The sequence below is a fragment of the Ruegeria sp. HKCCD7255 genome (assembly GCF_013031565.1).
Taxonomy (GTDB): Bacteria; Pseudomonadota; Alphaproteobacteria; order Rhodobacterales; family Rhodobacteraceae; genus Ruegeria.
The window spans coordinates 55,715-82,453 of the sequence record NZ_WQAG01000012.1; the positions used below are offsets into that span (position 1 = coordinate 55,715).

At 57.0% G+C, this 26,739-nt stretch carries 31 protein-coding genes and 1 pseudogene; 23 read left to right on the forward strand and 9 right to left on the reverse strand.

Annotated features, from left to right (window positions below; all coding sequences use genetic code 11):
• Positions 1 to 127: 127 nt before the first annotated feature.
• Positions 128 to 703 (reverse strand): NYN domain-containing protein, encoded by a 576-nt coding sequence (locus GOX45_RS18260; RefSeq protein ID WP_171102769.1) that lies wholly within the window; start codon positions 701 to 703, stop codon positions 128 to 130.
• Positions 704 to 828: 125 nt separating this feature from the next.
• Between GOX45_RS18260 and folK the strand changes: the two genes are divergently transcribed.
• From folK to GOX45_RS18320, 12 genes are all read left to right on the forward strand, one after another.
• Complete coding sequence (gene folK / locus GOX45_RS18265) at positions 829 to 1,410, forward strand: 2-amino-4-hydroxy-6-hydroxymethyldihydropteridine diphosphokinase (protein ID WP_171102771.1); 582 nt, start codon at positions 829 to 831, stop codon at positions 1,408 to 1,410.
• Between the two features lie 94 nt (positions 1,411 to 1,504).
• Positions 1,505 to 1,858 (forward strand): DNA-directed RNA polymerase subunit omega, encoded by a 354-nt coding sequence (gene rpoZ, locus GOX45_RS18270; RefSeq protein ID WP_171102774.1) that lies wholly within the window; start codon positions 1,505 to 1,507, stop codon positions 1,856 to 1,858.
• 25 nt (positions 1,859 to 1,883) lie between these two features.
• Complete coding sequence (locus tag GOX45_RS18275; RefSeq protein ID WP_171102776.1) at positions 1,884 to 4,016, forward strand: bifunctional (p)ppGpp synthetase/guanosine-3',5'-bis(diphosphate) 3'-pyrophosphohydrolase; 2,133 nt, start codon at positions 1,884 to 1,886, stop codon at positions 4,014 to 4,016.
• 16 nt (positions 4,017 to 4,032) lie between these two features.
• Positions 4,033 to 4,731: a DUF2062 domain-containing protein gene (locus tag GOX45_RS18280; RefSeq protein WP_171102778.1), complete on the forward strand. Its 699-nt coding sequence runs from the start codon at positions 4,033 to 4,035 to the stop codon at positions 4,729 to 4,731.
• Entirely contained in the window at positions 4,724 to 5,470 is a 747-nt protein-coding gene (locus GOX45_RS18285) for a pyridoxine 5'-phosphate synthase (RefSeq protein ID WP_171102779.1), read from the forward strand. Before GOX45_RS18280 ends, GOX45_RS18285 begins: the two co-directional genes overlap by 8 nt.
• Positions 5,467 to 6,087, forward strand: coding sequence for a LysE family translocator (locus tag GOX45_RS18290; protein ID WP_171102782.1), 621 nt, complete (start codon positions 5,467 to 5,469; stop codon positions 6,085 to 6,087). The genes GOX45_RS18285 and GOX45_RS18290 overlap by 4 nt, the downstream gene beginning before the upstream one ends.
• 44 nt (positions 6,088 to 6,131) lie before the next feature.
• Positions 6,132 to 7,109 carry an NADPH:quinone reductase gene (locus GOX45_RS18295; protein WP_171102784.1) on the forward strand — a complete coding sequence of 326 codons (978 nt, stop codon included), beginning with the start codon at positions 6,132 to 6,134 and terminating at the stop codon, positions 7,107 to 7,109.
• A 1-nt stretch (position 7,110) separates the two neighbouring features.
• Positions 7,111 to 7,530, forward strand: coding sequence for a holo-ACP synthase (gene acpS / locus GOX45_RS18300; RefSeq protein WP_171102786.1), 420 nt, complete (start codon positions 7,111 to 7,113; stop codon positions 7,528 to 7,530).
• Between the two features lie 59 nt (positions 7,531 to 7,589).
• Positions 7,590 to 8,426 (forward strand): signal peptidase I, encoded by an 837-nt coding sequence (gene lepB, locus GOX45_RS18305; RefSeq protein WP_171102787.1) that lies wholly within the window; start codon positions 7,590 to 7,592, stop codon positions 8,424 to 8,426.
• Positions 8,423 to 9,103, forward strand: coding sequence for a ribonuclease III (gene rnc / locus GOX45_RS18310; protein ID WP_171102789.1), 681 nt, complete (start codon positions 8,423 to 8,425; stop codon positions 9,101 to 9,103). The genes lepB and rnc overlap by 4 nt, the downstream gene beginning before the upstream one ends.
• Positions 9,104 to 9,287: 184 nt before the next feature.
• Positions 9,288 to 10,196: a GTPase Era gene (era, locus tag GOX45_RS18315; protein WP_171102791.1), complete on the forward strand. Its 909-nt coding sequence runs from the start codon at positions 9,288 to 9,290 to the stop codon at positions 10,194 to 10,196.
• Complete coding sequence (locus GOX45_RS18320) at positions 10,193 to 10,522, forward strand: DUF1491 family protein (protein WP_171102793.1); 330 nt, start codon at positions 10,193 to 10,195, stop codon at positions 10,520 to 10,522. Before era ends, GOX45_RS18320 begins: the two co-directional genes overlap by 4 nt.
• 32 nt (positions 10,523 to 10,554) lie before the next feature.
• Here the strand turns inward: GOX45_RS18320 and GOX45_RS18325 are convergent, their stop codons facing one another.
• The gene (locus GOX45_RS18325) at positions 10,555 to 10,944 is read right to left on the reverse strand and encodes a VOC family protein (protein ID WP_171102794.1); all 390 of its coding nucleotides are present in this window, start codon (positions 10,942 to 10,944) and stop codon (positions 10,555 to 10,557) included.
• 174 nt (positions 10,945 to 11,118) lie between these two features.
• Here GOX45_RS18325 and GOX45_RS18330 point away from each other — a divergent pair, with 174 nt between their 5' ends.
• Positions 11,119 to 11,706 carry a YrbL family protein gene (locus GOX45_RS18330; protein ID WP_171102796.1) on the forward strand — a complete coding sequence of 196 codons (588 nt, stop codon included), beginning with the start codon at positions 11,119 to 11,121 and terminating at the stop codon, positions 11,704 to 11,706.
• A gap of 47 nt (positions 11,707 to 11,753) precedes the next feature.
• Positions 11,754 to 12,479, forward strand: a complete 726-nt coding sequence (gene recO / locus GOX45_RS18335) for a DNA repair protein RecO (protein WP_171102798.1) — start codon at positions 11,754 to 11,756, stop codon at positions 12,477 to 12,479.
• Here the strand turns inward: recO and GOX45_RS18340 are convergent.
• From GOX45_RS18340 to GOX45_RS18350, 3 genes are all read right to left on the reverse strand, one after another.
• Complete coding sequence (locus GOX45_RS18340; protein ID WP_171102800.1) at positions 12,463 to 12,855, reverse strand: META domain-containing protein; 393 nt, start codon at positions 12,853 to 12,855, stop codon at positions 12,463 to 12,465. The two genes, recO and GOX45_RS18340, sit on opposite strands and share 17 nt — an antisense overlap.
• 41 nt (positions 12,856 to 12,896) lie before the next feature.
• Positions 12,897 to 13,451 (reverse strand): hypothetical protein, encoded by a 555-nt coding sequence (locus GOX45_RS18345; RefSeq protein ID WP_171102802.1) that lies wholly within the window; start codon positions 13,449 to 13,451, stop codon positions 12,897 to 12,899.
• 196 nt (positions 13,452 to 13,647) lie between these two features.
• Entirely contained in the window at positions 13,648 to 15,339 is a 1,692-nt protein-coding gene (locus GOX45_RS18350; RefSeq protein WP_171102804.1) for an acyl-CoA dehydrogenase family protein, read from the reverse strand.
• Between the two features lie 143 nt (positions 15,340 to 15,482).
• On the opposite strand from GOX45_RS18350, the pseudogene GOX45_RS18355 reads away from it, so the two are divergent.
• Positions 15,483 to 16,247, forward strand: a pseudogene (locus tag GOX45_RS18355) (sulfite exporter TauE/SafE family protein).
• Here the strand turns inward: GOX45_RS18355 and GOX45_RS18360 are convergent.
• The 3 genes from GOX45_RS18360 to GOX45_RS18370 all read right to left on the reverse strand — a co-directional run bounded on the left by GOX45_RS18360 (position 16,244) and on the right by GOX45_RS18370 (position 19,040).
• A complete protein-coding gene (locus tag GOX45_RS18360; RefSeq protein ID WP_171102806.1) occupies positions 16,244 to 16,786 on the reverse strand; it encodes a hypothetical protein in 543 nt (180 codons plus the stop codon). The pseudogene GOX45_RS18355 and the gene GOX45_RS18360 sit on opposite strands and share 4 nt — an antisense overlap.
• A gap of 28 nt (positions 16,787 to 16,814) precedes the next feature.
• Complete coding sequence (locus GOX45_RS18365) at positions 16,815 to 17,105, reverse strand: hypothetical protein (RefSeq protein ID WP_171102808.1); 291 nt, start codon at positions 17,103 to 17,105, stop codon at positions 16,815 to 16,817.
• A 336-nt stretch (positions 17,106 to 17,441) separates the two neighbouring features.
• Positions 17,442 to 19,040, reverse strand: coding sequence for a phosphoenolpyruvate carboxykinase (locus GOX45_RS18370; RefSeq protein WP_171102810.1), 1,599 nt, complete (start codon positions 19,038 to 19,040; stop codon positions 17,442 to 17,444).
• A gap of 345 nt (positions 19,041 to 19,385) precedes the next feature.
• Here GOX45_RS18370 and GOX45_RS18375 point away from each other — a divergent pair, with 345 nt between their 5' ends.
• The 7 genes from GOX45_RS18375 to GOX45_RS18405 are packed head-to-tail and all read left to right on the forward strand — an operon-like array spanning position 19,386 to position 24,812.
• Positions 19,386 to 20,090, forward strand: coding sequence for a response regulator transcription factor (locus GOX45_RS18375; RefSeq protein ID WP_171102812.1), 705 nt, complete (start codon positions 19,386 to 19,388; stop codon positions 20,088 to 20,090).
• Between the two features lie 33 nt (positions 20,091 to 20,123).
• The gene (locus GOX45_RS18380) at positions 20,124 to 21,842 is read left to right on the forward strand and encodes a sensor histidine kinase (protein WP_171102814.1); all 1,719 of its coding nucleotides are present in this window, start codon (positions 20,124 to 20,126) and stop codon (positions 21,840 to 21,842) included.
• Between the two features lie 3 nt (positions 21,843 to 21,845).
• The gene (locus GOX45_RS18385) at positions 21,846 to 22,316 is read left to right on the forward strand and encodes an HPr kinase/phosphorylase (RefSeq protein WP_171102816.1); all 471 of its coding nucleotides are present in this window, start codon (positions 21,846 to 21,848) and stop codon (positions 22,314 to 22,316) included.
• Complete coding sequence (gene rapZ, locus GOX45_RS18390; RefSeq protein WP_171102818.1) at positions 22,301 to 23,194, forward strand: RNase adapter RapZ; 894 nt, start codon at positions 22,301 to 22,303, stop codon at positions 23,192 to 23,194. Before GOX45_RS18385 ends, rapZ begins: the two co-directional genes overlap by 16 nt.
• The gene (locus GOX45_RS18395) at positions 23,191 to 23,583 is read left to right on the forward strand and encodes a PTS sugar transporter subunit IIA (protein ID WP_171102821.1); all 393 of its coding nucleotides are present in this window, start codon (positions 23,191 to 23,193) and stop codon (positions 23,581 to 23,583) included. The genes rapZ and GOX45_RS18395 overlap by 4 nt, the downstream gene beginning before the upstream one ends.
• A gap of 15 nt (positions 23,584 to 23,598) precedes the next feature.
• Positions 23,599 to 23,868: an HPr family phosphocarrier protein gene (locus tag GOX45_RS18400; RefSeq protein ID WP_171102823.1), complete on the forward strand. Its 270-nt coding sequence runs from the start codon at positions 23,599 to 23,601 to the stop codon at positions 23,866 to 23,868.
• A 44-nt stretch (positions 23,869 to 23,912) separates the two neighbouring features.
• A complete protein-coding gene (locus GOX45_RS18405) occupies positions 23,913 to 24,812 on the forward strand; it encodes a lysophospholipid acyltransferase family protein (protein ID WP_171102825.1) in 900 nt (299 codons plus the stop codon).
• 45 nt (positions 24,813 to 24,857) lie between these two features.
• On the opposite strand, the gene GOX45_RS18410 is transcribed toward GOX45_RS18405, so the two are convergent.
• Positions 24,858 to 25,733, reverse strand: a complete 876-nt coding sequence (locus GOX45_RS18410) for a 3-hydroxybutyryl-CoA dehydrogenase (protein WP_171102827.1) — start codon at positions 25,731 to 25,733, stop codon at positions 24,858 to 24,860.
• Positions 25,734 to 25,894: 161 nt separating this feature from the next.
• On the opposite strand from GOX45_RS18410, the gene GOX45_RS18415 reads away from it, so the two are divergent.
• Positions 25,895 to 26,695, forward strand: coding sequence for a DUF6473 family protein (locus GOX45_RS18415; protein ID WP_254446073.1), 801 nt, complete (start codon positions 25,895 to 25,897; stop codon positions 26,693 to 26,695).
• Positions 26,696 to 26,739: the final 44 nt, after the last annotated feature.

Below are 26,739 nucleotides of genomic sequence, written 5' to 3' on the forward strand. Positions count from 1 at the left end.
CATTTGTTTGACATGAATCGTAGATAAGAAACAGGTGTTTGATCACCAAGTCTTAGTTAAAGAAACGCGGCCAGGGCAAATGCTCTGACCGCGTTTATTTTTTGTCGCTTGTGTGGGCCAGAAAAGCTTAGCTGCCTCCGGCCACTGCTACGCCGCGCGTATCGGTTGGCATTTCGCGAGGTGGGCGGCCAATGACGTCGCGCAGATCTTCCAATTCGATGAAATTATCTGCCTGGCGGCGCAACTCATCCGAGATCATCGGGGGTTGGCTGCGAATGGTCGACACGACCGAGACCCGAACGCCTTGACGTTGCAGGCTGGCAATCAGCGGGCGGAAATCCCCATCGCCCGAGAACAGCACAATGTGATCAACGCGTGGTGCAAGCTCCATGGCGTCGACGGTCAATTCGATGTCCATGTTGCCTTTGACTTTCCGACGCCCCATCGCGTCGGTGTATTCCTTGGCTGGTTTGGTCACCATGGTGAAGCCGTTGTAGTGCAACCAATCTACCAAAGGCCGGATCGGTGAATACTCGTCGTTTTCCAGTAGTGCGGTGTAGTAGAATGCCCTAAGCAGTTTGCCTCGGCGCATGAATTCCTGGCGGAGGAGTTTGTAGTCGATGTCGAACCCAAGCGCTTTGGCGGCGGCATAGAGGTTCGATCCATCGATGAACAGCGCTAGCCGTTCGTCTTTGTAGAACATAAAAAGACCCTTTCGGTACAAAACATCGTGCCGTGAGATCTGTGAGTGAGAAAAAATTGGTCAGCACAATGATGAGCCTAAAATAAGTCATTTCGCTGTTACCGCAAGTATTCTCTGAACCGAATATGGAGGTATCCTTGGTTAATAATACTTTAGATACCGTTGTGGCCCTTGGGGCTAATCTCAGTTTGAGATCGCAAAGCCCCGAGATGACACTTGAACGTGCAGTTGACGCAATGGAAACTTCTGGTTTGGTGATTCGCGCCAGAAGTCGTTTTTACAAGACACCGTGTTTTCCCGCCGGTTCCGGGCCTGATTATGTGAATGCTGCCGTTCTGGTCGGTAGCGAACTGCCGCCCCGGTCTGTTTTGGACATATTGCACGAAATTGAGAACCGGTTTGGACGACAACGACAGCAGCGTTGGGGAATGCGAACACTTGATTTGGACATAGTGTGCTGCGGCGATCAGGTCTCACCAAGCCTCAAAGAATACAATCATTGGCGTCTGCTGCCCTCCACAGAACAAATGAAATCGGCGCCCGAACGGTTGATATTGCCGCATCCGCGCTTGCAGGACCGGGCATTTGTGTTGGTTCCGATGGCGGATATTCTGCCCGACTGGACGCATCCCGTTTTGGGCCAAACCGTGCGGCAGATGCTGGACAACCTGCCCGACGAAGACATCTCGGCTATTCAGCCCCTGTGATCTGCCGGTTGGCCGTATTTCTTGCTTGTAAAGGCCGGGATTCGCGCTTAGATAAACCCCTTCTTGCCACGGATGAAGTTACGGAGAGCGCCCAATGGCCCGCGTTACGGTTGAAGATTGTGTAGACAAGGTCCCGAACCGGTTCGAACTGGTTATGCTTGCAGCCCACCGGGCACGCGAGATTTCCGCTGGTGCGTCGATCACCGTTGAGCGTGACAACGACAAGAACCCTGTTGTTTCGTTGCGGGAAATCGCAGACGAAACCCAAAGCGCAGATGAGCTTCGCGAGCGTCTGATCGAGTCGAACCAGACCCAGATCGAAGTTGACGAGCCGGAAGAAGATCAGATGGCACTGCTTATGGGTGCAGATTCGGACAAGCCTGTCGAAGACGACATGTCCGAAGAAAAGCTCCTGCGTGCCCTGATGGAGGCACAGGGCCAGGGCTAAGCCCCAGTATGAAGGTGCGGACCGGATGATTTCTGCTGACGACCTGATTGCGCTGGTCCGCAATTACAACCCGAAAACGAATGTTGACCGCATCACCCGGGCCTATGAGTTCGGGAAACAGATGCACGAGGGGCAGTTTCGCCATTCCGGCGAGCCCTATTTTACCCATCCCGTTGCTGTTGCCGCCATCCTGACCGAACAACGTCTCGATGATGCGACGATCATCACGGCTTTGCTGCACGACACGATCGAAGACACCAAGGCCAACTATGGGAAGGTGGCGGACCTGTTCGGCGATGAGGTTGCCAAGCTGGTCGATGGCGTTACCAAACTGACCAATCTGCAACTGTCCAGCCGAGAGACCAAGCAAGCCGAAAACTTCCGCAAACTGTTCATGGCCATGTCCAAGGATCTGCGGGTGATCCTGGTCAAGCTGGCCGACCGTTTGCACAACATGCGCACGATCAAGGCGATGCGTCCTGAAAAGCAGGTTCAAAAAGCGCGCGAAACGATGGACATCTACGCGCCTCTTGCCGGCCGTATGGGGATGCATTGGATGCGCGAAGAGCTGGAAGATCTCGCTTTCCGCGTGTTGAACCCGGAAGGTCGGCAATCGATCATTCGTCGGTTTATCACCTTGCAACGCGAAACCGGCGACGTGATCCACCGGATCACTGGTGACATGCGGCACGAGTTGGATAAGGCCGGGATTGAGGCCGAGGTCTTTGGGCGCGCCAAAAAGCCCTATTCGATCTGGCGCAAAATGCAGGAAAAGGATCAGGGCTTTTCGCGGCTATCTGACATCTATGGTTTTCGGATCATCACCGGGTCTGAGGAAGATTGTTATCGTACGCTGGGCGCGATCCATCAGCGCTGGCGCGCGGTGCCAGGACGGTTCAAGGACTACATCAGTCAACCGAAGTCGAACGGTTATCGTTCGATCCACACCACGGTATCTGGGCGTGACGGCAAACGCGTCGAGGTGCAGATTCGCACCCGCCAGATGCATGACGTGGCCGAAACAGGCGTGGCTGCGCACTGGTCTTATCGTGACGGTGTGCGCTCGGAAAACCCGTTTGCGGTCGATCCCGCCAAATGGATTGCCAATCTGACCGAACAGTTCGACAGCGAAGAGGATCACGAAGATTTTCTCGAAGCCGTCAAGCTGGAGATGTACTCGGACCAGGTGTTCTGCTTCACGCCCAAAGGGGATGTTGTGAAACTGCCGCGTGGCGCAACTCCGATCGATTTTGCCTATGCCATCCACACACGCATCGGGCACGCTTGTGTGGGTGCCAAAGTTGACGGTATCCGCGTTCCGCTTTGGACCCGTCTGAAAAACGGTCAATCCGTCGACATCATTACGGCTGATGGGCAGACGCCGCAGGTGACCTGGCTTGAGATAGCGGTGACCGGCAAGGCGCGCACGGCCATCCGCAGGGCGCTGCGCGAGGTGGACCGCGAACGCTTTATCAAGCTGGGTAAGGAATTGGCACGCTCGGGTTTCGAACATGTCGGGCGCAAAGCAACGGACAAGGCGTTGGACACCGCCGCGAAGCACTTGCGCTTGAACGACCGGCATGAGCTTCTTGCGCGCTTGGGCAGCGCTGAGCTGACTGCGCATGATGTGGTCGAGGCAGTCTATCCCGAGCTGACAAAAGACGAAGGCGACGCGATCCCGTTGCGGCGTGCAGTGATCGGTCTTGAGCCCGGTCAGGGCTTTGACCGTGCGCCTTGTTGTCAGCCTTTGCCGGGCGAGCGCATTGTTGGCATCACCTATCGTGGCAAAGGTGTTGTGGTGCACGCCATCGACTGTGACCGGCTCAGCGAGTTCGAGAGCGAGCCCGAGCGTTGGGTGGATCTGCATTGGCATTCTGGTACTCACCCGGCTGTCTACAGCGCCACGCTTGAGCTGACCATTGGCAATGACGCCGGAGTTCTGGGTCGCATTTGCACATTGATCGGCGAGAAGAAGGCCAATATCTCGAACTTGCAATTTGTCGATCGTAAACCCGATTTTTACCGACTGTTGCTGAGCGTTGAGCTGCGTGATCTTGAGCAGCTGCATTCGCTGATGCTGATGCTTGAGGCGGAAAGTGATGTGGCTGCAGTTGAACGGCACCGGGATATAGCTAAAACCGCAGTTGCAGCTGGTTAGGAAAGGGTGATCAGGAGTGGTATTCAAGCGCCGAGATCGACGCTCGCCTATCCAGATCGCATCGGAATTCGTTTATCCGCGCGGCGGTTGGACCCGCGCCTTCCTCTATGTCAAACACCGGGTGCGCCGGCTTCCCGATACACCTGACCGCATCGCGCGCGGGATTGGTGCCGGGGTCTTTGCGGCCTTCACGCCGTTTTACGGGATGCATTTTGTGGTGGCTGCGATTGGAGCACGTCTGATCAAAGGCAACATATTGGCCTCGCTCAGCGGAACGTTTTTCGGCAATCCGCTGACCTATGTTCCGATAGGTGTGATTTGTCTGCAAACTGGTCATTTCCTACTGGGTACGGAATATGACGAAAGTGACACGCAAGGCCTGGGCGCCAAGTTTGCCGACGCCCTGGGCGACCTGAAGAACAACTTTTTCGCAATTTTTTCGGATCGCGTTGCTGACTGGCGCGGTTTGGACAAGTTTTATGATGATGTGTTCTTCCCCTATATGATCGGCGGGATCATTCCAGGCCTGATCGCAGGCGTTATCTGTTATTACCTCAGCTATCCATTGATCCTCACCTATCAGCAGCGCCGCCGCGCGCGGATCAAGGCGAAGTTCGAGGAAATCAAACGCCTTGCACAAGAAAACTCTGCCGTTCCGGGGGCAATGCCCATAGTCTCGGGCCGAACTGTGAAAGAGGAATCAACGGATGTCTGACAACCATCTGCGTTTGGGTGTGAACATCGATCATGTGGCAACCGTCCGCAACGCACGGGGCGGGGCTTACCCCGACCCATTACGGGCTGCCAAACTGGCGGAAGAGGCGGGTGCTGACGGCATTACCGCCCATCTGCGTGAAGACCGCCGCCACATCTCGGACGCGGATATCGACGGGCTGATGGAAGTGCTTTCGGTTCCGCTGAACTTTGAGATGGCGGCAACCGATGAGATGCAGAAAATCGCCCTGCGTCACAAGCCACATGCGGTCTGTATCGTGCCCGAAAAGCGTGAGGAACGGACCACCGAAGGCGGGCTGGAAGTTGCGCGCGAAGAAAACAAGCTGGCGCATTTCATTGCGCCCCTGCGTGACGTGGGTTGCCGGGTGTCCATCTTCATCGCTGCGGATCAGCGTCAGATCCAGGCCGCCCACCGGATCGGAGCGGAAGTGATCGAGCTGCACACAGGCGCCTATTGCGATGCGTTCTCCGAAGGCCGAGAGGACGACGCCGCGCGGGAATTGGAAGCCTTGCGGCAGATGTCCACATTTGCCCATTCACTGGGTCTTGAGGTCCATGCCGGGCACGGTTTGACCTATGACACGGTCATGCCCATCGCAGCCTTCCCTGAGGTGCGCGAGTTGAACATCGGTCACTTCCTGATCGGTGAGTCGATTTTTCTGGGCCTCGATCCCGCGATCCGCGAAATGCGCCGCCTGTTGGATGTGGCGCGCGCATGATTACCCCGGCTTTTATCGCTATTTGGTTCGCCTGGCTTATGGCAGGTGGGTCGCCCGGACCTGCAACCATGGGCATCGCCGGTACGGCAATGAACGAAGGACGTCGTTCGGGTTTGGTTTTTGCTCTGGGCATTTGTGCGGGCTCAGCAAGTTGGGGCATAGCGGCCGCTTTAGGCCTTTCGGCTATCATGCTTGCAAATGTCTGGGTCTTTGAGGTGATCCGGTATGTTGGCGTTGCCTATTTGAGTTGGCTGGCGCTCAAGGCGTTGCGCCGGGCTTTCAACTCGGATGAGGTTGCGATGGGAAGACCTGTCACTGGTAGCCTTGGCACCGTCTTCGCCAAGGGCGCGGCGATTCATCTTACCAATCCCAAAGCGATCCTAAGCTGGGGATCCATCTATGCCATTGTTGCGCCCGAGAACGCCGGGTTATCGGTCCTTTTGGCGTATTTCTTGATGCTATATGTGGGTTCTTTGCTGGTTTTCATTGGCTATGCATTTCTTTTCTCGTCCGAAAGAATGGTCCGTATTTATCGCAACACACGTCGCTGGTTTGACTTGGCGTTTGCAGGTTTCTTTGGTGTCGCAAGCTACAAGATACTGACGGTGCGGTTATAGGTGTTTTGTGCCTTTGCTTATGACAACGTGAATCGAGGCGAATTGTGAAAGCAATAACTTACGAAGAATTTGGCCCCGCCGCAGACGTGCTGAGCATCACCGAGATGCCTGTGCCAAGCCCCGCGCCAGGCGAAGTTCTGGTGCGCGTTCATGCCAGTGGGATCAACCCGTCAGACGTAAAGCTGCGCGGTGGTGCGCGCCCGGGTGCCGTGATGGCATATCCTCTGGTCATCCCCCACTCGGACGGTGCTGGCGTGATCGAGGCTGTCGGGCAAGGCGTCGATGCGGCACGGGTTGGCCAGCGGGTCTGGATCTGGAACGGTCAATGGCAGCGTGCTTTCGGAACGGGTGCCGAATACATCGCCCTGCCATCCGAACAGGCTGTTTGGCTGCCGGAGGGGACAAGCTTTGCCGAAGGGGCGTGCTTGGGCATACCGGCGCTGACAGCCTGGTACGCTCTTTTTGGCGACGGCCCAATCGAAGGAAAAACCGTTCTGGTCACCGGCGGGGCGGGCACCGTAGGGCGCTATGCCTGCCAAATGGCGGCGCTGGGCGGTGCGCGGGTGACCACTACCGTCAGTTCGGAAGAAAAGGCGGCTCATTCCGGCGCCTCGGACTGGATCAACTACCGCACCGATGACGTGACCGAAGCCGTGCTGGATATGACCCAAGGCGCAGGTGTGGACCGCATCGTCGAGGTGGATTTCGCCGCCAACCAAGCTGCCTCGCTGGCCCTGATCCGACCAGGTGGCACGATTGCCAGCTACGCATCTGCCTCGCAAATGCGGCCCGAGTTGGATTTCTATGGCTTCATGTTCAAAAACATCCGCCTGGATATGTTGATCGTCTACCAACTGGACGCCGCCACCCGCCGAAAGGGCGAGGCGCAATTGAACCAGTGGTTGGACCAAGGCGCGCTGAGCCACGCGGTCGTGCCCGCAGGTGGTTTGGAAGATGCCGTTGCCGCCCATCAGTTGGTTGAGGCGGGGCAGAAACTGGGCACCGTGGTTTTGGAAGTCTGACGTGATCCTCGGTATCGGCACAGACCTTGCCAATATCGACCGCATCCAGGGGACGCTGGATCGGTTTGGCGACCGTTTCCGCAATCGCGTCTTCACCGAGACCGAACAACGCAAGGCGGAACGACGAGCAGACACGGCGGGCACCTACGCCAAACGCTGGGCGGCGAAAGAGGCGTGCTCTAAGGCGCTGGGCACCGGGCTGCGCATGGGCATCGCATGGAAGGACATGGCGGTCAGCAACTTGCGTACGGGCCAACCTATCATGCATGTGACCGGCTGGGCGGCTGAGCGCCTAAAAGAGATGACCCCGGAAGGGTACGAAGCCATCATCCACGTGACGCTGACCGATGACCACCCCTGGGCACAGGCCTTCGTGGTGATCGAGGCGCGGCCCCTTCAAGATCACGCCACGCGGCCTTGACTTGCCCCTACCATCCCCGCATGTAGCAGCAAAGCCAAGCAAAGACTGGAGAGAGCAGTATGGCCGAGGAAGCCAAGACCGGAAGCGGCGTCTGGGAGACGATCAAAACCATCGTCTATGCGCTGCTGATCGCAGGTGTATTCCGCACCCTGTTCTTTCAACCGTTCTGGATCCCGTCGGGGTCGATGAAGCAAACGCTGCTGATCGGGGATTTCCTGTTCGTCAACAAGATGACTTATGGCTATTCCTATGCTTCTTGTCCCAGCCTGATCATCCCGCGCTTTGGCCTGAATATCGACGCTGAAGATATCTGCGGCTGGATGAAAGGCGACAATACACGCATTTGGGGCGGAGAGCCTGAACGCGGCGACGTCATCGTGTTCCGTCACCCGGTCACTGGGCGTGACTATATCAAGCGCCTGATTGGCTTACCCGGCGACCGTATCCAGATCCGCGATGGCCAGATCATCCTGAACGATGTTGCGGTGCCACAACAACCCGATGGCGTGTTCACCGAAATCGCAGAGCCTCAGGGCCCGCAAGGTCTGCGTCCGCGATGCGAAAATGGCCCGGTGGGGATTGGCGGCGCCTGCGAAAAGTCCCGCTCGATTGAAACCCTTCCAAATGGCGTCTCGTATGACGTTCTGAATATCGGCGATCAAGGATCGGACAATACAGGCATCTACAACGTACCCGAGGGCCACTACTTCTTTATGGGGGACAATCGCGACAACTCGGCTGACAGCCGACTGCCGCAATCGGCCGGAGGTGTCGGATATGTGCCCTACGAAAACCTGATCGGCCGCGCAGATCGTATCTTCTTCTCATCGGCTGGCCGCTCGATGCTGTTCTTCTGGACATGGCGCGGCGACCGGTTCTTTAAGGCCGTCAAGTGAAGCTATCGTCTGAGATACAGGCTTTTCAAAAACGCCTGGGTTATGAATTTCAAAGCCCCGAGCTGCTTTTGCGGGCGCTGACCCATGGGTCGGTGTCGTCGCCGACGCGACCTGATAATCAGCGGCTCGAGTTTCTGGGCGACAGGGTCTTGGGTCTGGTGATGGCCACTGCCTTGCTCGAAGCAGACAAGAAAGCCACCGAAGGGCAACTCGCCCCGCGTTTCAACGCTCTGGTGCGCAAAGAGGCCTGCGCCGATGTGGCCCGCCAGATCGATCTGGGGGCGGTATTGAAGTTGGGCCGTTCCGAGATGCTTTCCGGCGGGCGCCGCAAGCAAGCCCTGCTGGGGGATGCGATGGAGGCGGTAATCGCAGCGATCTACCGCGACGCGGGGTTCGAGGCTGCGCGCGATGTGATCTTGGCCCTTTGGGGCGACCGCATTCATTCGGTTGAGGCCGACGCCCGCGACGCCAAAACCGCGCTGCAGGAATGGGCTCAAGCACGGGGTCAGAAACCGCCATCATATGTGGAAACCAAACGCAGCGGCCCGGATCACGCACCGATCTTTACCATCGCCGCGCGCCTGCAGGACGGAACCGAAGCCCAAGCCACAGCTGGATCAAAACGTCAGGCCGAACAGGCGGCCGCCAAAGCGCTGCTGGACACCCTGTCCAAATAACTCAAATCGCGCTGCCCACGTCATCTGGCCCGAAATACCCTGAGGGTGAGCCCGGACGACGTCCGCGTGAAGGGGGTGGACCCCTCAAGCCTTCATAGACCCAGGCCCGAAGCACCAAATCCCTCTGGCCCGTCGGTGCAATCTGCTATAGGGGTGCGCACCTGCAACCAGGATCGCAACAGATATGACCACACGCGCCGGATTTATCGCCCTGATCGGAGAGCCCAACGCGGGCAAATCCACTCTTTTGAACCGCATGGTCGGGGCCAAGGTCTCAATCGTGACCCATAAGGTGCAGACCACCCGCGCCCGCATCCGTGGCGTGGCGATGGAGGGCGACGCGCAGCTGGTCTTTGTCGACACGCCGGGCCTGTTCAAACCCCGTCGGCGTTTGGACCGCGCCATGGTGGCCGCCGCGTGGGGCGGAGCGGCAGATGCGGATATCGTTGTGCTGATGGTCGAGGCGCATCGCGGTATCACCGAAGGGGTCGAACGCATCCTCGAAGGTCTGCAAGAGATCGGACAGGGCCGGATGATCGCACTGGCCATCAACAAGATTGACAAAGTGCCGAGCGAGAAGCTCTTGGCCCTGACCAGCGATCTGAACGCGCGATACCCCTTTGCCGAAACCTTCATGATTTCGGCCGAGAAAGGCCACGGTGTTGATGACCTGCGCAGATGGCTTGCCGCTAAGCTGCCGGAAGGCCCGTGGCTCTACCCCGAGGACCAGATCGCTGATCTGCCCCTGCGCATGATCGCTGCTGAAATGACGCGTGAGAAACTGACGCTGCGCCTGCATCAGGAACTGCCCTATCAGCTGACCGTCGAGACCGAGAGCTGGGAAGAGCGAAAGGACGGCTCCGCCAAGATCGATCAGGTGATCTATGTCATGCGCGACGGCCACAAGGGCATCGTTCTTGGCAAAAAGGGCGAGACGATCAAGGCGGTCAGCCAGGCCGCGCGGACCGAGCTGGAAGAGTTTCTCGACCGCAAGATCCATCTATTCCTGCAAGTCAAAGTTCGGCCCAACTGGCTGGAGGAATCCGAGCGCTATTCGGAAATGGGTCTGGATTTCAAAGACGGTAACGCATGACGCGTCTGACGGCCGAGTTCTGGGTTCATGCATATCTGGCCCGGTTGCGGTTCCAGGACATCCCGGCCTTTGTCGTCACCCATGGGGACAACACCGCAGGCGCCGTTCTGGTCAAGCTGAACACACTTGACGGCCAGGCCGTTGCCTTTCAGCGCAGCTTTGACCTGATGAGCGGTGAACGCATTTGGGTCGAGCTTTCCAAAGGTGCTGAGCTGGACGTGGATTCTGCCATCGCCAAACAACGCAGCTTTGACCCTGATCTTTGGGTAATCGAGGTCGAAGACCGGCAAGGGCGGCATTTGTTGGGTGAAGAAGGGCTGGAATAACAACCCTTCAACTTCCATGGCTGCCGACAGGATCAGCCGTTCTCACCCAAATACACAAAGCTCATTTTGTTGCCGTCAGGGTCGCGGGCATAGGCACCGAAGAAGTTGGGACCATAGTCAGGGCGTTCGCCGGGATCGCCTTCGTTGGTGCCACCATTTGCCAGAGCCGCCGCATGCACGTCGCGCACCTCGTCCTGACTTTGACATAGAAGGCCAACCATAGTGCCATTTCCAACAGTTGCTTCACCTTTGTCGAACGGTGTGGCAACCCAGATGGTACCCCCGCCGCGCAGCTCATAACAGACCGCATGCGGCATGTATTCGGCGATGACCTTGCCGCCCATTTTCGACACAACGGCATCGTAATACCCGCGCGCTTTGGGCACATCGTTAGAACCGATCATGACATAGTTAAGTGACATTTTTGAATTCCCTGAATCAGAACATAAAGGGAACATTAGGGATTACCCAGCCAACGCGCAACTCTTTTTTCGACACGCGACGGGTCATCATCATTGTGGCCAAATTACTGATATGTGATCGGAAACGACTGAGCAGTTCTTTTTATCGGCAATCCGAATGTGTAAGTTTTGTGAATGCTTGATTTGAACGATGCACACCCCCTTCAGAAAAGCCAGAATTACGAGATCTTTGATCACCCGGTTCATGCCGGCGTTTTGTTGAAGGTGCGCGTGGATAAGCCGAAAAAAAGGCTGTTCAAACGGTATTCGCAATACCGGTATGGCAACCTCCGGCAGTGGAGCCGTGAGGCGAATGAGTACCTTGCTGCTCTGCACCGGGGATGCCCCGAGATCTGGCGGCTTGCGGGGTTTTTCGGCTATGCCGCGACCAGCAGGGGGCCAGCTATTGCTGTCGAGAAGATGACAGGCCCGGACGGGCAGATGGCGCGCACGCTGGCGCAAGAGTTCAACGAAACGCCAAAGGATGATCCAAAACGCGATGCCTTGAAACAAGAGCTGATCGAGCTTTTGGATGACCTTGATCGTGGTCGCATCATTGTTGGGGATATCGGGCTGCAAAATATCGTGCGGGCTCAGGAGCGTGACGGAAAGCTTGTGGTGATCGACGGGTTGGGAGAGCGTGTTTTGCTGCCGCTGACCTTGATCAATGCGCAGGCGTTCCGGTTCCAATCCATGCGCCGTCGCAAACGGCTCTTGCGATAACGCGTGCGATCAGGTTTTCTGCCTTTGTTTCTGGACTTGAAGATCAGTTGGACTGGCGCGATCACGGCATACTTCTGACCTCTCGCCGTCATGGTGAGACGGCAGCGATTATCGAGGTCTTTACCGAAGACCATGGCCGCCATGCGGGTGTTGTGCGTGGAGGGAACAGTCGCAAGATCGCGCCGATCCTTCAGCCCGGAGCGCAATTGGACGTTCTGTGGCGCGCGCGGTTAGAGGAGCATCTGGGCACGTTTCAAGTTGAACCATTGCGATCGCGGGCGGCTGCGGCCTTTTCCGGGCGGTTGGCGTTGTCCGGTTTGAACGCGGTGGTGGCGCTATTGTCATTCTGTCTGCCCGAGCGCGCCGCCTATCAGGCGCTTTACAAACAAACCGAACAGCTGATGGATTTACTGGGCCAGGATGAGATCTGGCCGTTGGCCTATATGCACTGGGAACGCACCCTGCTCGAGTCGATGGGTTTTGGGCTGGATTTGACCTCTTGCGCCGTGACTGGCGCAACCGAGGGTCTGGTTTTTGTGTCCCCGAAGACCGGGCGCGCAGTCAGCGCTCAAGGGGCAGGGGAATGGGTGGATAAGCTGTTGCCCTTGCCGCGTTGCCTGCGCGGAGAAGGTGCGGCACCGGATGCCGAGATCGCGCAAGCCCTTGAGACGACCGGATACTTCCTGCACCACCGCGTCGCGCCGTCACTAGGCCATACGCCGCTGCCCGAGGCGCGCGGGCGGTTCGTGGACCATTTCACTCGACGGCTGTGAAAACCATCTCATGCCTATCCTCATTGCGCAGGATCAGCACATCGCCGGACACTTCGGACTGCGTCATCGCAAGTAGGGCGGCGAAAAAGGTCCCTTCGGCCTCTAGCCCCGCACAGGCGGCGCGGGTCGCGGACAGGTCTTTGATCTCGAACCAGGGGTAAGGGGCGTCCAACGTGCCAGAATAGCTGTTGCAAGGCGCGTTGCCGGCAATCTTGCCCTCTGCTGGAAAGCTCAAGATAGCGCTTGCTGCGTAGGGCTGACCGTCAATCTCCTGCAGAGACCAACTGCGGTCTGCTGCGCCATAGGCTGTGACGGTTTCGTCCTTGTCACACTGTAACAGGGCGACAAAGGGCAGGGTCAGGATCAAACGGGTCATCACGTGATCTTAACGCGTCCGTACTTCAGCTGAAACCGCCCTCAAAAGGCGATTTCCCCGCTCAAAAGCTCGTCGCGTACTTCTAGCCGGGGTCGCCAGTTGTATCGCGTGTCTGCCTGAAGCGGAGCCCAATACAAGGCACCGCTGTTTCGCCATGGGTCAAGGATGATGCTGTCTTTCATGGTCGCGCCTTTGGCACTGATGGCGGCTGAATGGTGAATGATGCGCCAAGAGGTCGGAGGCGAGGTCACCCAATGCAGGTCGAGAGTTCGAAAGCCTTCCTGGTTGAGACGTCCTGTCATCGCTTGCGCCCAGTCGTTGCACAGACCTTTTTCGCGAAACCCGTTGGCGATTTTTGCATTGTGCACGAGCGCAGAATCCGTCACCTGCCACTCTCGCGCCAGTCGCTGAGAATACTCGTATGAGATTGTGGCGGCGCGCTGCGCCTCGGCGGGGTCGACATTGGGCCCCAGATTGCGGATTTCGGCGGCCAAAGCATCGATGTCGGTCTGGCTGGCCGTGGGGTAGGTCGTGGAACACCCTCCGAGAGCAAGGAGGACAAATGTCAGGCACAGGGCGAAGAGGCGTCTGGTCATGTTTCTTGGTTCGTCTTCTGTTCGGTCAAAGCGTGTTCGTTGGGTGCAGTAGTCGCGTTGCGCCGGTCTTCCTAGGGGAAAGTTTCAGAATTGGCGGATCGAGGCCGATCCGTTGCAGAGCGTGATCAATTTGACCAAAAAAGACCCGGCTGCTTGAAGCCGGGTCAGGTGGGGAAACCGCGATGACAACCGGGCGTCAGCCCAGCAGCCGTCGCGCAATGACTTGAGCCTGAATTTCGGCGGCGCCTTCAAAGATGTTCAGAATACGCGCGTCACACAGCACGCGGCTGATCTTGTACTCCAGCGCGAACCCGTTGCCACCATGGATCTGCAACCCGTTGTCAGCCGCGGCCCAGGCCACGCGGGCCCCCAGCAGCTTGGCCATTCCGGCCTCAAGGTCACAGCGATGGCCGTTGTCTTTTTCCCAGGCCGAGAAATAGGTCAGTTGCCGGGCAATCATGATCTCGACCGCCATCATGGCCAGCTTGCCTGAAACGCGGGGGAAGTTGATCAGGGATTTGCCGAACTGCTTGCGGTCCTGCGCGTATTGCATTGCGATATCCAGCGCGCTTTGGGCCACGCCAATGGCGCGGGCTGCGGTCTGGATGCGGGCGGATTCGAAAGTCTCCATCAGCTGTTTGAAGCCTTTGCCCTCTTCGCCACCCAGCAGGTTTTCGCCCTTCACGTGGAATCCGTCAAAGCCCAGTTCGTATTCCTTCATGCCGCGGTAGCCCAGAACTTCGATCTCACCACCTGTCATGCCGGGGGTGGGAAAGGGGTTCTCATCCGTGCCTGGCGTCTTTTCCGCCAAAAACATCGACAACCCGCGATGATCGCTGGTGTCGGGGTTTGTGCGGGCCAGCAAGGTCATCACATGGGTGCGGGCGGCATGGGTGATCCAGGTCTTGTTGCCGGTGATCTGATAGTCGCCGTTGTCATCCTTGACGGCACGGGTGCGCAGGCTGCCCAGATCCGAGCCGGTATTGGGTTCGGTGAATACTGCTGTTGGCAGAATCTCGGCGCTGGCCAGCTTTGGCAGCCAGTTTGCCTTCTGCTCATCTGTGCCGCCGGCCAGAATCAACTCAGCCGCGATCTCGGAGCGGGTGCCCAGCGATCCCACGCCGATATAGCCGCGCGATAGTTCTTCCGACACCACGCACATTAAGGCTTTGGACAGGCCGAAACCGCCGAATTCTTCGGGGATGGTCAGGCCAAAGACGCCCATCTCGGCCAGCTCCTCGATGATCTCGATTGGGATCAACTCGTCTTTCAGGTGCCATTCATGCGCGTTCGGTTCGACCTTTTCCTGTGCATAGCGGCGGAACTGGTCGCGGATCATTTCCAGTTCATCGTCCAACCCCGAAGCACCGAACATGGTCGCGCCCGCCTGATCCTGCATCAACGCAACCAACCGGCTACGCGCGGGTTGCGAGTTGGCCTGCGCCATCAATGTCTGAACCTCGGTGCATTGGAAACCAGATAAAGCGTCCCAACCGAGACCCATATCCTGCAGGCGAATAACTTCACCCTGGTTCATCGGAATTCCACCGGCGATCTGATGCAGGTACTCGCCAAAAGCGATCTGGTGCAAGAGTTGTTCCAGCTCAGCAAATTTGCCTTCAGCGTCCAGGGCCTCGGCCCAGCGCTGCATCTGTTGCAAGGACTGGTGATATGTGGCCAACCAGGCCAGGCCATGTGCTGCGGTCTGGTTCGCCTCGATCAACCCACCCGACACACGCCCATCTTGCACAACCATTTCACGGACAGATTCCCGCGCGAGGTCATAGACAGTCTGAACCGCGGGCAAAGCAGCACGGGTGAGTGTCAGAAGCTCGGGCAACACGGCTGCGGGGGTCATGGTGGTCACATCCTGTCCGTCATGAGGCATGAATCACGTCCTTCTCTGGGTTGTCCGGTCATATCATGCTGCACGTGCAGCGCAACAAAAATACCATATTTGAAGCGAAAAAGTTCAAAAGTTACGCGATGAATTTTGCAGTGCAGAGAAAAATCTGGGTGCTATGTAGGGGCATGACTTTGTTTTCACTCATGTCTCCGCAGGATCTGTATTTGGCATTTCTGGTGGCGTTTGTCGCGGGATGGATCAAGGGCATGGTCGGGTTTGCCATGCCGATGGTGCTTATTTCAGGGCTTAGCATCATGTTGCCGCCGGATTTGGCCTTGGCCGGATTGATCCTGCCGACACTTGTGACAAGCGGCGTTCAAGCGCTCCGCGAAGGGCCGGTCGCGGCGCTCTCGTCGATCCGTCGGTTCCGGGTGTTTTTGAGCATCGGCTTGCTCTGCCTTTTGGTCAGCGCGCAACTGGTCAGTGTGATGTCCCCACAGGCGCTTTTGTTGATGATCGGGCTGCCGGTGTCTTTTTTCGCCCTGATCCAGCTTTTGGGCGTGAAACTGGTGCTGCAAAACCCGTCGCTGCGCATCTAGGCGCTGATTGGTGGGCTTGCGGGATTTGTTGGCGGGTTTTCGGGCGTTTGGGGGCCGCCGACGGTATCGTACCTGACGGCTCTGAACACGCCCAAGGCTGAACAGATGCGGACCCAAGGGGTGATTTATGGCCTTGGGGCCGTGGCTCTGGTTGTCGCGCATCTGGGGTCGGGTATCCTGCGTACCGAAACGGCGCTGTTCTCGGCCACGCTTGTGCCCCCGGCCATCGCGGGGATGATGTGCGGCTTGGCAGTTCAAACCCGCATCGATCAGACCCAATTCAGAAAGCTGACGCTGCTGGTGTTGCTAATCGCCGGGTTGAATCTACTGCGCCGTGCGCTTTTGGGCTAGGCCCGCCTGTCCCAGAACCGAAAGGCAAAATATAGACCAAGCATCAGGAAGAACAAACCCGAGATATCGCCGATGAGAAAGGCAATATATTCCACTCGGGCACTGCCAAAGGCTGCGTTGGTCAGGATTGCGACCAGAACGGATGTAATTACGCCAACGCCCATCACACAGGACCAGCAAGGGCGTCGATCTGGCTTTGGAAACAGATCCCACCCCATCCATTTGAACGCATAGAACACCGCAGGCACCGTCGTGACCGCCACGACGATGGCCAACAGTCGGCTGGGCAGAAACACGCTCCAACCGCCGACCATAACGAACACCAAGAACACCCCGGGCAGCAGCGAAAAGATCGCGCGCCACCCCAACAACCACGCCGCAAGGACCCGTACGCCGTGGGGTAGGAACAGCAAGCTGGCATAGCTTGGAAACTGCGGAAAGAACATGTTCTGCAAAGGCATCAACACCTCGAAGGTGAAGATGGAAGCAAGAACATAGGCCGACGAGGCGATTAAGGTTTCAGAAATCCAGTCACGCACAAAGGTCAGCCAAATTGTTGTTCATCTGTTACCGCGGTGCATTGACCACATAGCGCCCGCGGTTCGCATTACCACTTTGCGAGAGGTAACCCTTTTGAACCAGAGACTTCAAAGCGCGAAAAAAGGTCGGGCGGGATACGCTCTGAACCAAAGTATGCTCAATCAACCCAAAGGTGCGAACCTCTTGCTGTGACTTCGACAGCTCTTCGGCGGCATAATAGATGTCTTTTTCCACCGGAGAAAGCTCTTCCAGCCCCAGAGTACGCTCCATGCTTTGCATGAGTTTGCGAAGTTCAGCAAGTTTCGAGATTTCTGTCATCATATTCCTGTGTTGTTCAGTGCCGGTCCATGATTAGCGGCGCGTTACCAAAACGCCGAAACCAACACTCACCCCCATTTTCCTGTCCATTACAAAATCTGGTCAGCCATTAGCGCAGGTGTGAGTGAGCGCGCAAAGGCCAGCCAAAGTTGAACGACGGCTCCGGCGTATACGCGCCTAGTGCCGTCGCTGCAATGGTCTCAGTCTTAGACTATGGCCAACCAGCCTCGCAACGCGTTCTGAACCGGTTCGCGTCAACGTGATGGGTTGTGTTGTCCGGCGGAAACATATTGCACACCGGAAAGAAGGAAAGGGGCCGCGAGGCCCCTTTACCGACTAGCCGATTGCGACGGCCTTTATGTCTTCGTCGATGAACGGGACATACTGCTCAAAGTTTTCGGCAAACATATGCACCAGCTTTTCGGCCTGTTTGTCGAATGCAGCTTGATCATCCCATGTGCGACGCGGGTCCAAAAGCACCTCGGGGACGCCGGGAACCGAGACCGGAACATCAAAGCCGAAATTCGCATCTTTGCGGAATTCTGCATCCCGCAGCGATCCTTCAAGTGCTGCCGTCAACAGGGCGCGGGTGGCTTTGATCGGCATCCGGCTGCCAATTCCATAGGCGCCTCCGGTCCAGCCGGTATTTACCAGCCAACATGTGGCGCCGTGCTGAGCGATCTTGTTGCGCAACAGATTGCCATAGGCTTCGGGACGGCGCGGCATGAAGGGGGCACCGAAACAGGTTGAGAACGTGGGCTGCGGCTCGGTCACGCCACGTTCGGTGCCTGCCACCTTTGAGGTGAACCCGGACAGGAAGTGATACATTGCTTGCGCCGGGGTCAGACGCGCGATGGGCGGCAGCACACCAAAGGCATCACAGGTCAACATGATGATGTTTTTCGGATGCCCGCCAAGCGCGCTGGACGAAGCGTTCGAGATATATTCCAGCGGGTAGGCACAGCGCATGTTGGCTGTCAGGGAGTCGTCATCGAAATCCAGTTCCTTGGTTTCTGGGTCAAAGACCATGTTTTCGATCACAGTCCCGAACTTGCTGGTGGTCGCATAGATCTCGGGTTCGGCTTCGGCGCTCAGATTGATGGTCTTGGCATAGCAGCCACCTTCGAAGTTGAAGGTGCCACGATCCGACCAGCCATGTTCGTCATCGCCAATCAAAATGCGGGCGGGGTCTGCTGACAGAGTCGTCTTACCGGTGCCGGACAGGCCAAAGAAAACTGCCGTATCAACCGGGTTGCCGACCGCATGGTTGGCCGAACAGTGCATCGGCATCACGCCTTTTTCCGGCAGCATATAATTCAGCAGCGTAAAGACGGATTTCTTGTTCTCGCCCGCATATTCCGTGCCGCCGATCAGGATCAGCTTGCGATCAAAGTTCAGCGCGATCACGGTTTCGCTTTGGCAATCGTGTTTCTTGGGGTCTGCCTGAAAGCTGGGGCAGTTGATGATGGTGAAATCTGCGACGAAATCATCCAGATCTTCACGATCCGGACGGCGCAGCAGGTGCCGGATAAACAGATTGTGCCAGGCCAGTTCGGTGACCATACGCACATTGATCGAATAGGTCGGGTCAGCACCACCAACGAGATCCTGAACGAAATAGTCGCGGCCTTTCATGTGCGCGAGCATATCCTGATGAAGGGCATCAAACCCTTCCGGGCTCATGGCCGCGTTATTTTCCCACCAGATGCTGTCTGCAACGCTGTCGGTCTTGACCACATGCTTGTCTTTAGGTGACCGACCGGTGAATTTGCCGGTGGTCACAAGAAACGCGCCACCCTGGCCAAGGGTTCCTTCATCGCGTTTCAGGGCTTCTTCGATCAGCGCCGGTTCCATGAAGTTGTAATAGACATTGCCCAGACCCTCGATGCCTTGATCTTCGAGCCGGAATTGCGGGTTAACCCGTCCAGATGTCATGTCACTCTTCTCCTATGGCGGCGCCCCGGGCGTGTTTGCCGGCTACGCACATTGGGTATTTTGCCGGGAATACCCGGCGGGTGAGCGGGTCTTACCATGGCATTTTAGGGCATGAACAGAAGGGTTTGGTGTAGTTAGCGCAACCAAGTTCAGGTTTAGCGCAACCAATTTTTCCTGTCGGAAAATCGAAGGTGTTTCTGGGCCCGGTTAAGGCTTTTTTGCCGCATCTGTGTGACAACAAACGCACGATTCTCAGATACGGATTGATTCGCGGCCTTAAAAACGCCAGAAATGCGTACAATAAGCGCATTATTGCGTGATTGAGCAGGAACAGGGGCAAACCCGATGTCAAAAATTGCACTGGTGGACGACGATAGGAACATCCTGACGTCCGTTTCCATGACGCTCGAAGCGGAAGGCTTTGAGGTCGAAACCTATAATGACGGTCAAGCGGCGCTTGATGCGTTCAACAAGAAGCTGCCCGATATGGCGGTTCTGGATATCAAGATGCCCCGCATGGACGGTATGGATCTGTTGCAGCGACTGCGCCAGAAAACCCAGATGCCGGTGATTTTCCTGACCTCCAAAGACGATGAGATCGACGAGGTTTTGGGTCTGCGGATGGGCGCCGACGATTATGTCAAGAAGCCGTTCTCACAGCGTCTGCTGGTTGAACGTATTCGCGCTTTGTTGCGCCGTCAGGAAGCAACGGATGGGGATGCGGCAGGAACAACCACCGGTGATACCAAGGTGATGGAGCGGGGCGAGCTGCGCATGGATCCGCTGCGCCACGCTGTCAGTTGGAAAGGCAACGATGTTTCGTTGACCGTGACCGAGTTTCTTCTGCTGCAGGCGCTCGCACAACGACCGGGATTTGTCAAAAGCCGCGATCAGCTGATGGATGTGGCCTATGATGATCAGGTCTATGTCGACGACCGCACCATCGATAGCCACATCAAGCGCCTGCGCAAGAAGATGCGCGCGGCTGATCCAGAGTTTTCAGCCATCGAAACGCTGTACGGTATCGGGTATCGATATAATGAAGAATAAGATCTGCGGATCTTGGTGGGATAACTGATCTTCGTGCGTGATACAGATAGGGAACAAGAACTGCAGGACGGCGATGTCGTTCTTGGGGATGATTGGGTCATTCCCCAGGATCCCGATTTTTCTGAACTGCGCGAGAAACGTTCGCGGCGGAATTTGTTTTCGCTGCGCAGTTCGCCGCTTGCACGCCGGATTATCACGCTCAACCTGATCGCGCTTGTGATCTTGGTTGGTGGGTTGCTGTATCTTGACGACTCTCGAACCGAAAGAGTGCAACAAACCGCCAGCAACCTGATTGGCGACGCCCAACTTGTGAGCAACGTGTTTGAAACGCAGCTGCGTCAACCGGGTCGCACAAGCAATGGTGAAGCAACCGCATTGGACGTGCGCGACACGCTGTCAGGTTTGACCCTGCCCGAAGGGGGTGAGGTCTTTGTGTATGACAGCACCGGTACTCTGGTTGGATGGACGCGCGGCGCTTCGGTGGATATCGATCTGCCCGTTCTCATGCGCTCGGACAGTGATGCTGGGAGCGCGCGCACCCTGATCAGTGACGCGCTGACCGCCGTCTGGCGGGGTGTGTCCGCGATTTTCAGTAATTACGATGCCGATTCGGCGCCGACTCTGGCGCAACAGGTGCAGCAGATTGTACCCGGCGCTTTGAATGGCGAGATTCAGGTGCAGGCCGTCAAAGACGAACACGGAGAGACCGTTATCGTCGCCGCAGCACCTATCAACCTTGATGCGGTTCCGGTTGGTGCGGTTGCCATGGCTGGTCCTGCGGGTGAAATCGACGCGCTGGCGCGCCAGCAGCAAGAGCGTATCTTGCAGATGTTCGTCGTGGCTCTGTTGGTCTCGATTGGTCTTAGCCTGATCCTGGCCTCGACCATCGCCAATCCGCTGGCTGATCTGGCGGCGGCCGCCGAAATGGGGAAAGACCGCGGATCAGGGGTGAACCCGGGACGTATCCGCATTCCCGATCTCGGCGCGCGACCCGATGAGATCGGACGGCTCAGCCGCGCGCTGCGCGGAATGGTTGGCGCGCTTTACAACAGGATCGACGCCAACGAACAGTTCGCCGCTGACGTCGCGCATGAGATCAAGAACCCTCTGGCCAGTTTGCAATCGGCGGTGGGTACGCTGCGCATGGTCAAACGCGATGATCAGCGCGAAAAACTGCTGGGTGTGATCGAACATGACGTGCGTCGCCTTGACCGGCTTGTCAGTGACATTTCGAATGCGTCGCGTCTGGATGCCGAACTTGTCAAAGAAGCTGAACAGCCCTTTGATCTACTCAACCTGCTAAACAATATCGGTCAGTTCCTGGGTGAAGACGCGCGCTCGAAGGGGATCGACTATATCACCGACATGCCGAAAGGTCCGATTGTCATCAACGGGCTTGAGGCACGTCTGGCGCAGGTTTTCGTAAACCTGATCACCAACGCGATTTCCTTCTGCACCGAAAATGATGCTATCCGTGTCTGGGTGCGCCAGCGCGACAACCGAGTCCTTGTGGTTGTCGAGGATACTGGTCCGGGGATCCCCGATCAGGCGCTTACCAAGGTATTCAAACGGTTCTACTCGCAGCGCCCGGAAGAGCATTTTGGGAACAATTCAGGCCTCGGGTTGGCGATTTCGAAACAGATCGTCGAGGCCCATGGCGGCGTGATCTGGGCTGAAAACATCCGCCCAACCGAAGCCGATGTCACTTCGGACCCATTGGGGGCCCGGTTCGTGGTGGGTCTTCCCATCTAACGCATGACGGTCACGACCCTATCCGAAACAGCAGGTCTGGATCAGGCCTGTATCCACGCAACTTGTGTTTCTGTGGGCGGTAAGGGGCTGTTGCTGATTGGTGCGTCCGGTTCGGGCAAATCAACGCTTGCGCTGCAGATGATGGCACTGGGCGCGCAGTTGGTTGCGGATGATCGCGTCGATCTTTGGCTGCAAGCTGATGCCGTGATGGCGGTGGCCCCGACGCGATTACGCGGCCTGATCGAGGCGCGGGGAATCGGGTTATTGCAGGCTGTAGCGTCCGAGGCTGTACCGATCACCTATGTCATCGACCTTGATCAAACAGAGCCCGCGCGCCTGCCCGATCCTGTTCAAGTTTCTGTGCTGGGGCAATCTGTTCCCTTGCTTCGCGCGCACGGCTTGACCAATTTGCCGGCAGCACTCATGCAATTGGCAAAGAAAGGGCGTGTGGAACCGCAATGGCCGAGCAAGTGACAACACAGCAGCGTATCGTGTTGGTTACCGGCCCGTCCGGGGCCGGGCGCTCCACGGCTATTCATGTGCTTGAAGATCTCGGCTTTGAGGCGATCGACAACCTGCCCATGGGGCTTTTGACCCGTTTGTTGGACGGCGCCGACCCCTCGGGCCCGATGGCGTTGGGCATCGACGCGCGCAATCGGGATTTTTCGACCATTGGGTTCATTGAGTTGGCCGCCAAGCTTGGCCGCATGGCGCAGGTCGACCTGACCGTGTTGTATCTGGATTGCAATGACGATGTCCTGTTGCGGAGATATTCGGAAACCCGCCGCCGCCATCCCTTTGCCCAAGATGCAAGCCCCGAAACAGGGATTCAGCAGGAAAAGGAACTGCTGTTGCCGATCCGGGAAATCGCCGACAGTTTGATCGACACCAGCGCGCTGAACGTTCACCAGCTACGCGAAGAGGTTGAGCTGTGGTTCGCGCCTCAAGGTGGTCGACACTTGGCTGTGTCAGTCGAGTCTTTCTCGTATAAACGCGGGTTGCCGCGCGGGCTCGACATGGTGTTTGATTGCCGGTTTCTAGCCAATCCTTACTGGCGACCGGAATTGCGCGCCGAGGATGGTCGAAATGCAGATGTTGCAGCCTATGTTCAGTCAGATGGAAACTATGACGCGTTCTTTGACCGGGTCGTTGACCTGCTGATCGTTTTGCTTCCTGCCTTTCGGGCCGAAGGCAAGGCGCATTTGTCCGTAGCTTTTGGATGCACCGGTGGGCAACACCGCTCGGTCGCCGTGGCCGAAGCTGTCGCAAAGACCCTTGCAGAAGCGGGTCAGCAGGTGTCAATAAGGCATCGCGAAATGGAGCGTCGATCGTTGAATGTGAGGCCGGATTGATCGGGATCGTAATTGTTGCGCATGGTGGGTTGGCAAAGGAATATCTGGCAGCCACTCAGCATGTGGTGGGTAAACAGCCCGGGCTGGTCGCCATCTCGATCGAGGCGGACCATGACCGAGAGGAAAAACAAGCCGAAATCTGTCGCGCGGCCGACGCGGTAGATGCTGGTGACGGGGTCGTCGTCGTCACTGATCTTTTTGGCGGCAGCCCATCGAATCTGAGCTTGCGCGCCTGCGCCCCGCAGGATCGACGCATCCTATATGGTGCGAATCTCCCCATGCTGATCAAATTGGCCAAAAGCCGCCACCTGCCGCTGGCTGATGCGGTGCGGGGCGCATTGGAAGCTGGACGCAAATATATAAATGCGCAAAATGTGACGTTAGAGTGATTTGGACTGACTTTAATGACGACTAAAAGACTGAAAATAATAAATGAAAAGGGCCTGCACGCCCGCGCATCAGCAAAATTGGTCGAAGTGGTAGAAGGGTTCGATGCCAATGCCGAGGTGTCGAAAGACGGTCTTTCTGCGTCTGGAGACAGTATAATGGGCCTTTTGATGTTGGCAGCATCGCGCGGAACGACTATTGACGTCGAGACGTCCGGACCGGATGCTGAGGCGTTGGCAGACGCGTTAGAGACTTTGGTGAACGATAAGTTTGGTGAAGGGTTCTGAAGCAGAAATTTCGCTGCCAAACTGAGGGATGGGAAGACCAGGAATTGGCGGAAACCACGCACCATAGCAAGACGGCACCCGTCGTGGATCAAACTGCGGAAGTGGGCGAAGTCTATGACCGTAGAACGCTGACCTACGCAAATTCCTTTGATGACGCTTGGACGGCGACGGCCATTCGCGCCATCGAATGGTGTACTGGCAAGCTGACCATTTTGCGCATGGTCAACAAGTTCGAAAAAAGCAACGAACACTACCGCGGCCAGAAATTCTGGGGTGGCGCGCTCAACACCATGGGGATCGATCTGACCACCTCACAGGAGCAGATTGCGCGCATTCCGAAAGAGGGCCCGGTGGTGGTTGTCGCCAACCACCCGCATGGCATGGTTGACGGGATGATCTTGGCCGAGTTGATCGGCAGGGTCCGCAGCGACTATCGCATCCTGACACGCTCGGTCCTGACCGGCCTGGATGAAGCTGCGACGTCGTTCATGATTCCGGTCCCGTTTCCCCACGACCCCGAGGCGCAGGCCAAAATGCTTGAGATGCGCGGCAAAGCAATGGACCATCTGAAAGAGGGCGGTGTTGTAGCTCTGTTCCCGTCCGGTGTGGTGATGTCGTCCGACGACTGGTTCGGCCCCGCTATCGAGCGGGAATGGAATGTGTTCACAGCGAAAATGATCCGCCGTTCGGGCGCACGTGTCGTGCCTATTTTCTTTCCGGGAAGCAACTCGCGCTGGTATCAGATCGCCAATCGTCTTTCACCGATCCTGCGTCAGGGATTGCTGCTGCACGAGATCGTTCGGTCCTGCAACAAGCCTCAATCCCCGGTCATCGGCGACCCGATTTCCGATCAGGATTTGGAATTGCTCGAGCGTGACCCGCGCGGCTTTATGGGCTGGCTCAGAAATCACACTTTATCTTTGGGCAAAGCTGGCAAGGATTGATCCGCTACTTCAGGTCGCGCAAACCTCCTGAAGGTGCTGTTTCGTTCACCGCGTGGGAACAGGTACGTCGCCTCGGTAGTCATAGAAACCCCGTTGCGTCTTGCGTCCCAGCCATCCGGCTTCGACATATTTCGTAAGCAGCGGACAGGGTCGATATTTGGTGTCGGCCAGCCCGTCATGCAGCACATTCATGATCGCAAGGCAGGTGTCCAGCCCGATGAAATCCGCCAGTTCCAACGGCCCCATCGGATGGTTGGCCCCCAGTTTCATCGACTGGTCAATGGACTGAACGCTGCCCACACCTTCATAGAGCGTATAAACCGCCTCGTTGATCATCGGCATCAGGATGCGGTTAACAATAAACGCAGGGAAATCCTCGGCACTGGCCGCGGTTTTGCCCAGCTTGTCCACGACGGTTTTACAGGCCGAAAACGTTTCTTCATCCGTTGCAATCCCGCGGATCAATTCCACCAGCTGCATCACCGGCACCGGGTTCATAAAGTGAAAGCCCATGAACTTTTCCGGCCGATCCGTGCGGCTGGCCAGCCGGGTGATCGAGATCGACGAGGTGTTAGACGTCAGAATCGTATGCGGCTGCAGATGTGGTTGCAGATCTTCGAAAATCGCCTGTTTGACCGTTTCCCTTTCGGTGGCGGCCTCGATCACCAGATCGGTTTGCCCCAGGTCTGGCAGGTTCAGGGTGGTTCTGATTCGCTTCAACGCCCCAGAAACCGCCTCTTCGGTGATCTTTCTACGCGACGCCTGGCGCGACAGGTTTGCCTCGATCGTCGAAATTGCGGCATTCAGCGCATCTTGGCTGATGTCATTCAGCAATACATCATAGTCTGCCAGAGCCAACACATGCGCAATTCCGTTGCCCATCTGACCGGCGCCGATCACTCCTACAGATTTGATTTCCATGGCTTAAGCCTCTGCTCGCTGAATATGCCGGACATTATCGGCAGTTCCGTCCGGGCGGCAAGGGGCTGAGGCCACTCTAAGCTGCGTAAATTGCGCGCGTTAGCGGTTTCTAAAGACTTGGGGCTGCAAGATGGCGACCGGGTGAAAAATGGGTGAGTGATATGAGCTACCAAGCTATCAGCGTGGGCGGTCCCACGGATGTTGTGTGCCGGTACGGCACCTCAGGTCTTGCGTTTCGTGGGCCAAAACAGCCTTTGGAGCAAGGATACATTGCCTGCATCGGGGGCGATGAAACATTTGGCCGATTTGTTGAGGCGCCGTTTCCGGCAGTACTCGAAGACCGGCTCACACGGCGATGCGTGAATTTCGGCAGTCTGTTTTGCGGTATCGACGCGATGGTCCATGATAGCGGTCTGATCGATCTGGCCAATGGTGCTGGTCTTTGCGTTGTTCAGCTGCCCTCGGCGGTCAGCCAGTCAAACAGGTTCTACCGCGTACATGTCCGTCGAAACGACCGGTTTCTCGCGCCAACGGCTGAGCTGGTTGCGCTATTTCCCGAAGTGGATTTCACAGAGGTGCATTTCGTTCAGCATCTGCTACAGCGATTGCGGTCGGTTTCTGAGGCCCGTTTCGAGAAAATTAGGCAAGAACTGCAGCAGCAATGGCTGCAGAGCATGAACCAATTTCTTGACCAGATAGAGACTCCGACCATTCTGCTGTGGTTGCAGATCAATCGCGGTGCATTTGACTGCGCACCGATCGAAACGTCCATGGTGCAGGCGCTACAGCATCGTAGCAAAGAAATCGTTACTGTTCCCGTACAGGTGTCAGGCGAATCCGATGAGTTGGAAGACATGCTGTTTGGTACGTTGCAACAACCGATAGCGGAACACATGATGGGCCCGGCAGCTCATCGGCATATTGCCGAGGCATTGACTTGGTCAATCAACAGTCAGGAATGAAAAAAGGCCCGTCAAAGACGGGCCTTTCCCAAAATCAGGGGATT